The following is a 9801-nucleotide window of genomic DNA, read 5'->3' as shown; positions in this document are numbered from 1 at the left end:
AAAAAATTGAAACCCGTCAGGGTTTATTTGATATGCCCACTTTTATAAAATCTATAAAAGATAATAATAAACTATATGAAAAGACCGCATTTTGTATGAAAATATACCTTAAGTTGATGGATGTGTGTGTTCACCCCATACGGCGTACATGTAATTAATGTAGCATAATCTTGATCTTTCACAACTGCTAAATCATCAATTTCATTTGGCAGCACAACTTTAATTTGGTCGACTTTATAAGCGAGAACTTTATCCAGTGAATGAATATAAAAAATATCAGATTCCACTAACTTATCTAAATCAGTAAATAATACTGCAGAAGGTAATCCCCGATGACCAGTCAAAATCGTATGAGTGCTTTCTCCCCCTACCGGTAAAGATGACTTCTCTATATGACCTACCCCGCGGCTTAAAACCGCTTCAGAGGTTCCATGATAAATCGGGAGTTTTACATCAATTTTAGGTATCTCAACATACCCCATTACTTCTCCTAAATTTAAAACATCTACATATGATTTCGAATCATCATTTTTATTTTCACTAAACGGATCTGTAAAAGCTTGATTCTCTTTTTGAATCTTTTCATTATATTCCTTCGCTTCTCTTTCTCGGCGTTCAATCTCTTCCCTCTGAAGCGCCATTACTTTCTTATCATACGTGCTAACTTCAGAATAATGCGCTCTTGTCGCTAACCAATTACTTACAGTTGGGTATAAAAAAATACTAAGGCCTACTAAAAAAATACATCCAAAAATGATATTACGCTTCATAATATGCCCCTTTAAGTCTGCAAAATGTCGAAAAGAGGAAGCATTTGCTCTTCCTCTTCTCACATTATATCACTATATTTCTCTATAACCTTAGTTTTTTGCTGGTTTCTTTCTGAAGAACACAAATGCTGCCCCAGCCATTACTACGGTGAAGAAAATTGTACCCATACCAGCTGTCACAGAAAGTACCCAGCTGCTCTTTTTGTTTCCTACTTCTAATTTAACTTCCTTATGTTGCTCATCAATCGTTACTTCAATTAACTCTCTTACTTTTTGATAAGAAGCTTTTGTATAAGTTGGTGCTTTTGTTTCGACTTAACACCTTTAAACATAATGGTAATAAAACCTTTTCTTGTATAAGAAAAGTGGCCATTCCAAAAGCAATACTTTTGGAATGGCCACTTTTTTCAAACGTAACGACTCTAATCTTTCCGCTATATTTTTATTGCTTATCCATTTTCAATTCCGTCTCAGCTAACAGCGGCAACACATTATCAAAAATATGTGTGTTATCCTCTTTCCCAGTTACATATCCGCCATAAAATCTGCTGAATACATTGTCATTCCGAAATTCACTCATGCGCTCGTACAATTCCTTAGCAAACTTTATATCTCCAGTTTGTAACACATATAGAATTGTCAGGCCATATGCTGCTGGTGATTCAAAATCTACCACTGGTTTTCCTGTTTCTAAATCATACCGACCGTATAGCTTTCCATCGTTACGGAATGCCTTTTTTATAAAATCTAAATATGCTTCAGAGGAAATTCCTCCCAAACTACGATGATAGGCAACATACGATTGATCAATTAAATTCACCTGTTTTTCATATGTGAACGTGCCATCTTCTTTATATTCTTTCGGAAATGCCCAGCCCTTTCTTGGATAGTCCGCTAAAAATTGAATCACTCCTTGATACTGGGCTTCTGAAATTTTCCCGTACTTTTTCATATAAGAGAATGCACTTGGATTTATGTAAGATGTCGTTAATATGTTGTTTTGCATCCCCTTATCTGCGTCATAATAATCAACATAGTCTTTTCCTTTCTTATTATAACGAAGTACAGCATCACTCACTTGATCTGCAAAATGTTTATACCGCTCTTCTTTATACATATCATAGGCACGATATAGCTGTTCGATAATACGAAGGTCATCAATAAGAGCATTCGTAGCCGCCTGTCTTTCCCCTGTTTCCGAAACCTTCCACAAAACAATATGATCTGGATGGATAAAATAATTTTGAATAACCTTTACTTGTTCATCAAACAATGATTGCTTGTCCATATCAAGCGTATATTGTAGCCATAGCCCTGCTGATTCTGATAATGCTTCACGGCCAGTTGCCTCGTTCGTTCCTACCTTTGAATCAGCTATTCGATATGTTGCAAGCGTCTCATTCTCGTTCATCATATGTCTCATAATAAAATATTCTGTCCGGTTTCCTTGTAGTGCAGTCCAAAAAACAATTCCACCTAACACGATAAATAAAGTAAACGCAATCCATATATACAAACGTTTCCGCACAATTTCTCACCTCTATAATAAGACTAACCGTAATCTTATTAGAACATACAGAAACATTAAAAAGACAATCCTTTAGATTGTCCCTCACTCTCTATCCTTCACACACACTAATTAGCCTCTTTCGTAGGGCGATACAGTGATTGCACAAGGTGATCATACTCACGCCGTGTAATTTCTTTATTGTATAACTTTAATAACAAATCTTTATGCTCTTTCGAAAACGCCATTTTTCTAATGACTTCAGGATACATACAAACATCCCCCTCCGTTTCACGTGAACTTCCGGCTTGGCCTTCTACAAATGAATCCACCAGACAGAACTAACGTTCGCATAAGAATTATAAAAGATTTTATTCTAAAACACAAATGAAATGTTTTTTCTGAAGATTTCAAAATTATAATATCATACTCACTTTTTAAAATACATATATATTTTTGGTATCTTTTTGAATAAATTTTCCAGTCCAATCAGAAAATAATGGCAAAAATGAAGAGGAGTAGAGTTATGGATACTGTTACATTGTCACGGGCTTTCTTTGGGTCATCACTAGCATTCCATATTATTTTTGCAACCCTTGGAATCGGACTATCTTTAATGATTTTTATAAGCGAAGTATTATTTCACTGGAAGAAGGATTCAGATTACGCTGTTATGGCAAAAAGGTGGACAAAGGCTTTTGCCATCCTTCTTGGTGTAGCAATTCCTACTGGAACAATCGTCGGTGTACAAATTTCACTTCTTTGGCCCGGGTTCGCCAAAATTGTTGGTCAAGTGATTTCTGTTCCATTCCAGATTGAGATTTTTGCCTTCTTCTTAGAAGCTTTATTTATGTCCATTTACGTCTATGCGGCAGATAAATTACCACCATTCATGAGATTAATCTCACTTTTTTTTGTCATGCTTGGTGCTACTGCATCCGCCGTGTTAATTACCTCAGCAAATACATGGATGAATACACCAGCAGGCTTTTCTATGAATCCTGATGGCTCTGTTTTTAACGTTGACCCTTGGAAAGCATTCTTTAATCCAAGCTTTTTCACAAGCTCTTTCCACGTTGTCATTACTGCTTATGCAACAGGAGCGGCCGTCATTGCTTCTATTGCTGGATTCAAATTATTAAAACGAAATGTGAGCGCACGAGAGATTGCTTATCATAAAAAAGGACTATTTTTAGGTCTTGTCGTCACGTTTATTAGCGGAGCAATTATGTGGCTTTCTGGACATGAATCAGCTATTGCCTTGCACGAACATTCTCCAGAAAAATTAGCATCAGCAGAAGCATTATTCGATACGACATCACACGCTCCCTTATCCATTGGCGGAGTCGTTGACCCTGCAACTCTTGAGTTAAACTATGCACTTGAAATTCCAAACATGCTTAGTTTACTCGTTGGTTTAGATCCTAATACCGTTGTAAAAGGACTCAACGAATTCCCAAGGGAAACGTGGCCACCATTTTATACACATACATTGTTTAACTTAATGGTAGGTACGGCTGCATTCACATTCGCTGTCGCAACAATTGCCCTTTTATATTGGTACTTTATCTATCGAAAAAAAGGAGAAAAGTTACCGAAGTGGCTACTATGGGCAACTGCTGCATGCGGACCGATTATGATGCTCGGTATTGAATTCGGTTGGATTTTCAGTTGTAGTGGACGTCAGCCTTGGACAATTTATGGCATGCAACGTACAGTTGATGCCGCAACACGCGCTGACTTTGTTGGACCTTTATTCGTTTTATTTATCGTTTTGTATATCGGTCTTGGTGTTTTAACAATTTTCGTACTACGGACGTTCTTTAAAAGACATCCCTTGAAAAATGATCTAGGGCCACAAGGAGGAGATTCTCGTGCATGAGGCAAGTATTGCGATTATCATTTTATGGGCTCTTATTTTCGTTTATAGCATTTTAGGGTCCATTGATTTCGGGGCCGGCTTTTGGGGCATGGCGTATGCGAAACATCCAACACTTGCTGCTAAGCTTGCCAATCGGTACTTATCACCAACTTGGGAAGTAACAAATACATTTCTTGTCTTTGTTGTTGTCGCTTTTCTCGGTTTCTTTCCAAAAGCGGCCTTCACCCTTGCAACAGTTATGTTCGTACCAGTTATGTTAATTTTAGTGCTCGTTGCCATTCGTAGTACATTTATGGTATTCGCCTATTCTGTCCCGAAATATGAACATCTGCTTCGTCTTATTTCAGGTGTTACCGGACTCTTAATTCCAGCTTTATTAATCACCGTTTTACCTGTAACAGAAGGCGCTTATATTACAACTACTGGCGGAAAAGAAGTTCTCCTATACGGAAAGCTTTTGTCCAGTCCCGTTATATACTGCTATATGCTATTCGGATTAACTTCTGAATTGTTTTTATCTTCTCTATTTCTAGCTGACTTTGCGAGAGAACAAGGATCAGAGGATTCGTATCGTCTTTACAGACGCAACGCCATCATACTTGGCCCCGCAACGCTCGTTACAGCCATCATCGCTCTTGTTGTGATGGATCCAGAAACACATTGGCTCATGCAAGGCTTAATTAAACAATTTCCATGGTTTACTGTCTCTATTATTTTATTTGTCATTGGATATTCTTCGCTTTGGTGGACAAATAAAAAATACAGCGCACTCGGTTGGCCAAGGATTGCTGTTTTAGCAGTTGTTGCACAGTATGCATTTGCAAGCTACGCTTATGGCGTCGCGCATTTACCGTATATCATTTATCCGGATGTTACTGTATATACAAGCTTTACAACGAAAGAAACATTCTATGCGTTGCTCATCCTCTATGCAATCGGCATTGCGATTTTACTTCCAGGCTTTATCTTCTTCTGGAATTTATTCTTAAAGGATCGAACGTTCCTAAAGGAAAAATAATAATAGCCCCCTTTGCTACCGTCTTAGCAAAGGGGGCTTCTTCTATATTTAAGTTAGGTACACGTGATCAATCAAGTAACAAGGTGTTCGGAAGCAGTACATATCTCCCGCTATTTGTGGGTATTTGTTCCCTCACTCCAAACACAAAGAAGTTAGAAGGGGGACAAACTCCCTGAAAAATCTCAAATTCAATTATTGATATAAATGACTACCAGCTTCTTTAAATTCTTCTGATTTCTCTTTCATACCTTTTTCAATTGCTTCTGTTGTTTCTAAATCATTTTCTTTCGCATATTCACGAATATCATGTGAAATTCTCATACTACAGAACTTTGGACCACACATTGAACAGAAATGAGCTGTTTTTGCCCCTTCTGCTGGTAATGTTTCATCGTGGAAGTCCATTGCGCGTTCAGGATCTAAAGATAAGTTAAATTGATCGCGCCAACGGAATTCAAAACGAGCTTTTGAAAGTGCATCATCACGTTGCTGCGCTGTTTTATGTCCCTTTGCAAGGTCAGCCGCATGCGCCGCAATTTTATACGTAATAACCCCTTCACGAACGTCATCTTTGTTTGGCAAACCTAAATGCTCTTTCGGTGTTACATAGCAAAGCATAGCGGTACCAAACCAGCCGATCATCGCTGCACCAATCGCCGATGTAATATGATCATAACCTGGTGCAATATCCGTTGTTAAAGGCCCTAATGTATAGAACGGTGCGCCTTGGCAAATATCAAGTTCTTTATCCATATTTTCTTTAATTAAATGCATCGGTACATGCCCTGGTCCTTCAATCATAACTTGAACATCATGCTTCCAAGCAATTTTTGTTAACTCACCAAGTGTTTCAAGCTCAGAGAATTGCGCTTCATCATTTGCATCCGCAATCGACCCTGGACGTAATCCATCTCCTAAAGAGAAGGAAACATCGTACTGTTTCATAATTTCACAAATCTCTTCAAAGTGCGTATATAGGAAGTTTTCTTTATGATGGAATAGACACCACTGCGCCATAATCGAACCACCGCGTGAAACAATACCTGTTGTACGTTTTGCTGTAATTGGAATGTAACGAAGTAGTACGCCAGCATGAATTGTAAAGTAGTCAACGCCTTGCTCTGCTTGTTCAATTAACGTGTCACGGTATACTTCCCACGTTAAATCTTCAGCAATCCCATTTACTTTTTCTAACGCTTGATAAATCGGAACTGTTCCAACTGGTACAGGAGCATTACGGATGATCCATTCACGAGTTGTATGAATGTTTTTCCCTGTTGATAGATCCATAATTGTATCCGCGCCCCAGCGCGTTGCCCATGTCATCTTCTCAACTTCTTCCGCGATAGAAGAGGAAACCGCAGAGTTCCCAATATTCGCATTTACTTTCACGTGGAAATTGCGTCCGATAATCATCGGTTCTGCCTCTGGATGGTTAATATTTGCTGGTAGGATTGCGCGGCCTTCAGCAATCTCTTTACAAACAAACTCTGGCTCTACGCCTTCACGAATCGCAACATATTCCATCTCAGATGTAATGATGCCCCTGCGCGCATAGTGCATTTGCGTTACGTTTGCACCTTCTTTTGCACGAAGTGGTTTGCGATCCATTTGTGGGAACACAGGTGTATGATTAGATGCGACTTTCACACCATCATCTTCCGGTTTCATTTCGCGTCCTTCATACTCTTCTACATCTCCGCGGTTAACAATCCAACCGTGACGTGGTGTTGGAATTCCCTTTTCCAACTCTACTTTGTACTCAGGATCTGTATAAGGTCCGCTCGTATCATACACACGAATTGGTGGGTTTGGTACACCATTTGTATCACTTTGGGCAATCTCACGCATCGGTACTTTCATACCATCACGCGGGCCATCAACATAGACTTTCTTACTCCCTGGTAAACTCGACTTCAATTCAATTTGCTCAGCTGAAACAGATTGCTTCATAATTTGTGTTGCCTCCCCTTTATCATTTCAAGAAATCTCCCTTACTCAGAACCTCCAACCAACCCCGAGCAATTTCAGTTATCTTGATTTTTACTTCATCCGATCATAGTGATCGGTTCAGCTTTAGGACGAGAAGAGAACTAGTGGCCAGCGCATGCCAAAATAAAAAGAGCCAGGTCCATAGTAAAACAAAGGACCTGGCTCATAAAGACATCATTATGTAAAGCCGTTAACTTCCCTACGCTGGTACGAGCCAGATCAGGTCCAAAGGGTTAAGAAGTTCTTGCGCTTCTCTCTCAGCCCACGCTTTGCTGGGCACCCCTAGTTTATCACTGATTTAATTTTCAATACTTTCTCATCATACACGATAATCAGAAAAATGCAAAGGAATGAATTCTAATTTTTATATGTTGTTTTTTTGTCTGTTGATCGATATCTTCTGTCGAACGGTCGATATATATCCATTTTGATTTGCTGACATCTACATTGCGGCTATGAAAACAAAAAAAGATTTCCACTCATTTTCTCCGTTTGTTTTCACTCGGCATGGAGCTAAGAAAGGGTCTGACCGCTACTATGCATGACTAGACGCTCTCTCCACCTAGAAAAATTAGGTTTTATGTCAACTTTTCAATGTGTATTTACATATTTTAAAAATCGCCGATATCTCAAAAAAAAGATGCCCGCGCGCGCGCGGGGCATCTTTTTCTTATTTACGGTATCATCCACGTTAAATAGTAGGCTTGTACATAGGTCATAATGCCCACAATGATTACAAAGAATAAACTATGCTTTACTGTAAATCGGAATAAATCGGACTCTTTTCCAGCAAGTCCTACTGCCGCACATGCAATTGCAATCGATTGCGGAGAAATCATTTTACCCGTTACACCGCCTGTTGTATTTGCAGCAACAAGTAATACTTCTGATACGCCAACTTGCTGCGCCGTAATAGCTTGCAAGTTGGAGAATAATGCGTTTGCCGATGTATCTGACCCTGTTAAGAATACACCAATCCAGCCAAGGAATGGTGAGAAGAATGGGAATAATCCCCCTGTTCCTGCTAATGCTAACGCGAGTGTTGAGGATAAACCAGAATAGTTTGCGATGAATGCGAATCCTAATACGAAACCGATAGATAGAATTGGCATTTTTAATTCTTGTAATGTTTCTTTAAATGTTTCAACCGCTTGTTTTGCGCTCATTTTAAGTATAAAGATTGAAATGATACATGCGATTAAAATCGCTGTTCCTGTTGCTGATAAGACATCAAATTTTAATACTGCATCATAAGGTGTTGGTTTATTTACAATCGGTTCTGCCTTCATTACTAAATTGTGCAGACCTGGAACTTGAAACTTAAAGACAAGACTTTCTAACGCCCCGCCCGGAGCAAATAATGCTTTGAAGAATCCTTGACTCCAAATAACAACCATAACTGTCAAAATAATAAATGGTGACCAAGCTTTCACGACTTTTCCAGCCGTTAATTTCGGCATGGATGAAGCCGTTGTTGTCGCTGCCACTTCGTCGTTTGCTTGCTTAGATTGATAAATTTCTTTCGGTTGCCATACTTTTAGGAATAATGCTAAACATACTAAGCTGACAAGCGCTGATGTAATATCCGGAAGTTCTGGCCCTAAGAACGTAGCTGTAATAAACTGTGTAATTGCAAATGAACTACCTGCTACAAATAATGCAGGCCATGTTTGTTTTATACCTTTGAAGCCATCCATTAAAAATACGATAAAGAATGGAACAAATAATGATAAGAACGGTAATTGGTGCCCTGCCATTTGTCCGATTTTATGAGCATCAATACCCGTTACTTGCCCCGCAACTGTAATTGGAATCCCCATTGCTCCGAACGCTACCGGCGCTGTATTTGCAATTAAGCAAAGTCCAGCTGCATATAACGGATTTAAGCCAAGACCAGCAAGAAGCGCTGCCGTAATTGCTACCGGTGCACCAAACCCAGCTGCCCCTTCCAAAAATGCGCCAAATGAAAAACCAATTAAAATAACGAGTAAACGATGATCATTCGTAATCGATAGTACCGATGCACGAATCACATCAAACTGTCCTGTTTTGACAGAAATTTTATATAAAAATACCGACATTACAATAATCCATGCAATTGGCCATAACCCATATAGGAAGCCATATCCCGTTGCTGCCATCGCCATTGTAAACGGCATTTTATACGCAAATAGCGCAACTAAAATTGTTAATACAACTGTAATAAAGCCTGCCACATACCCCTTCATACGAAACACTGCTAACGCCAAGAAAAAAAAGATAATTGGAATAAGTGCTACCGCTGCGGAAATCCAAATGTTACCGAACGGATCGTAAACTTGTGTCCATGTCCCCATTGTCCTCTCCCTTTCTGTAATCCCCTGTTTTAAAATCTTTATAATCTTATCAGTAGACTATCCGGTCATCATACCTTTAAGTCTAAAATAAAAAACGTTTCAAGAAAACGTTTTCAACGATTGTATTTCTACTTTACCATATCATTTTTAATTTAAAAAGATTTTTTGATCTAATTTTCTAATTTTTTCGTTAAATCGCACTTTCGAATTAATCCTATATATAGGAAAAAAGTCGATTTCATTTCTCCCTCATTCTTTTAAACAAACGTTTGATTAACAACTGAAAAGCCTGTCAC

At 38.8% G+C, this 9801-nt stretch carries 6 protein-coding genes, 2 pseudogenes and 1 riboswitch; of the genes and pseudogenes, 2 read left to right on the top strand and 6 right to left on the bottom strand.

Annotated elements, in window-relative coordinates; all coding sequences use genetic code 11:
* Positions 1 to 122: 122 nt before the first annotated feature.
* The 4 genes and pseudogenes from AAIE21_RS17460 to AAIE21_RS17445 form a co-directional block, all read right to left on the bottom strand.
* Positions 123 to 770, bottom strand: a pseudogene (locus tag AAIE21_RS17460) (class C sortase); the annotation flags it as partial.
* A gap of 90 nt (positions 771 to 860) precedes the next feature.
* Positions 861 to 1082 (bottom strand): annotated as a pseudogene (locus AAIE21_RS17455) (hypothetical protein); the annotation flags it as partial.
* Between the two features lie 130 nt (positions 1083 to 1212).
* Positions 1213 to 2298: a transcriptional regulator gene (locus AAIE21_RS17450; RefSeq protein ID WP_343267918.1), complete on the bottom strand. Its 1086-nt coding sequence runs from the start codon at positions 2296 to 2298 to the stop codon at positions 1213 to 1215.
* Between the two features lie 107 nt (positions 2299 to 2405).
* Positions 2406 to 2549 carry a hypothetical protein gene (locus tag AAIE21_RS17445; RefSeq protein WP_033664840.1) on the bottom strand — a complete coding sequence of 48 codons (144 nt, stop codon included), beginning with the start codon at positions 2547 to 2549 and terminating at the stop codon, positions 2406 to 2408.
* A 254-nt stretch (positions 2550 to 2803) separates the two neighbouring features.
* Between AAIE21_RS17445 and AAIE21_RS17440 the strand changes: the two genes are divergently transcribed.
* Both AAIE21_RS17440 and AAIE21_RS17435 read left to right on the top strand, forming a co-directional pair.
* Positions 2804 to 4159, top strand: coding sequence for a cytochrome ubiquinol oxidase subunit I (locus AAIE21_RS17440; protein WP_343267917.1), 1356 nt, complete (start codon positions 2804 to 2806; stop codon positions 4157 to 4159).
* Entirely contained in the window at positions 4152 to 5177 is a 1026-nt protein-coding gene (locus AAIE21_RS17435; protein WP_343267916.1) for a cytochrome d ubiquinol oxidase subunit II, read from the top strand. Before AAIE21_RS17440 ends, AAIE21_RS17435 begins: the two co-directional genes overlap by 8 nt.
* A 192-nt stretch (positions 5178 to 5369) precedes the next feature.
* Here AAIE21_RS17435 and thiC read toward each other — a convergent pair whose 3' ends face one another.
* Positions 5370 to 7130, bottom strand: a complete 1761-nt coding sequence (gene thiC, locus AAIE21_RS17430) for a phosphomethylpyrimidine synthase ThiC (protein WP_343267915.1) — start codon at positions 7128 to 7130, stop codon at positions 5370 to 5372.
* A 218-nt stretch (positions 7131 to 7348) separates the two neighbouring features.
* Positions 7349 to 7463, bottom strand: a riboswitch (TPP riboswitch).
* A gap of 380 nt (positions 7464 to 7843) precedes the next feature.
* Positions 7844 to 9505: an L-lactate permease gene (gene lldP / locus AAIE21_RS17425; RefSeq protein WP_343267914.1), complete on the bottom strand. Its 1662-nt coding sequence runs from the start codon at positions 9503 to 9505 to the stop codon at positions 7844 to 7846.
* Positions 9506 to 9801: the final 296 nt, after the last annotated feature.

It is taken from the genome of Paenibacillus sp. 102, from assembly GCF_039549175.1.
GTDB lineage: Bacteria > Bacillota > Bacilli > Bacillales > Bacillaceae_G > Bacillus_A.
The sequence above is the reverse complement of the archived record's forward strand: the minus strand, read 5'-3'. Positions and strand labels throughout refer to the sequence as shown.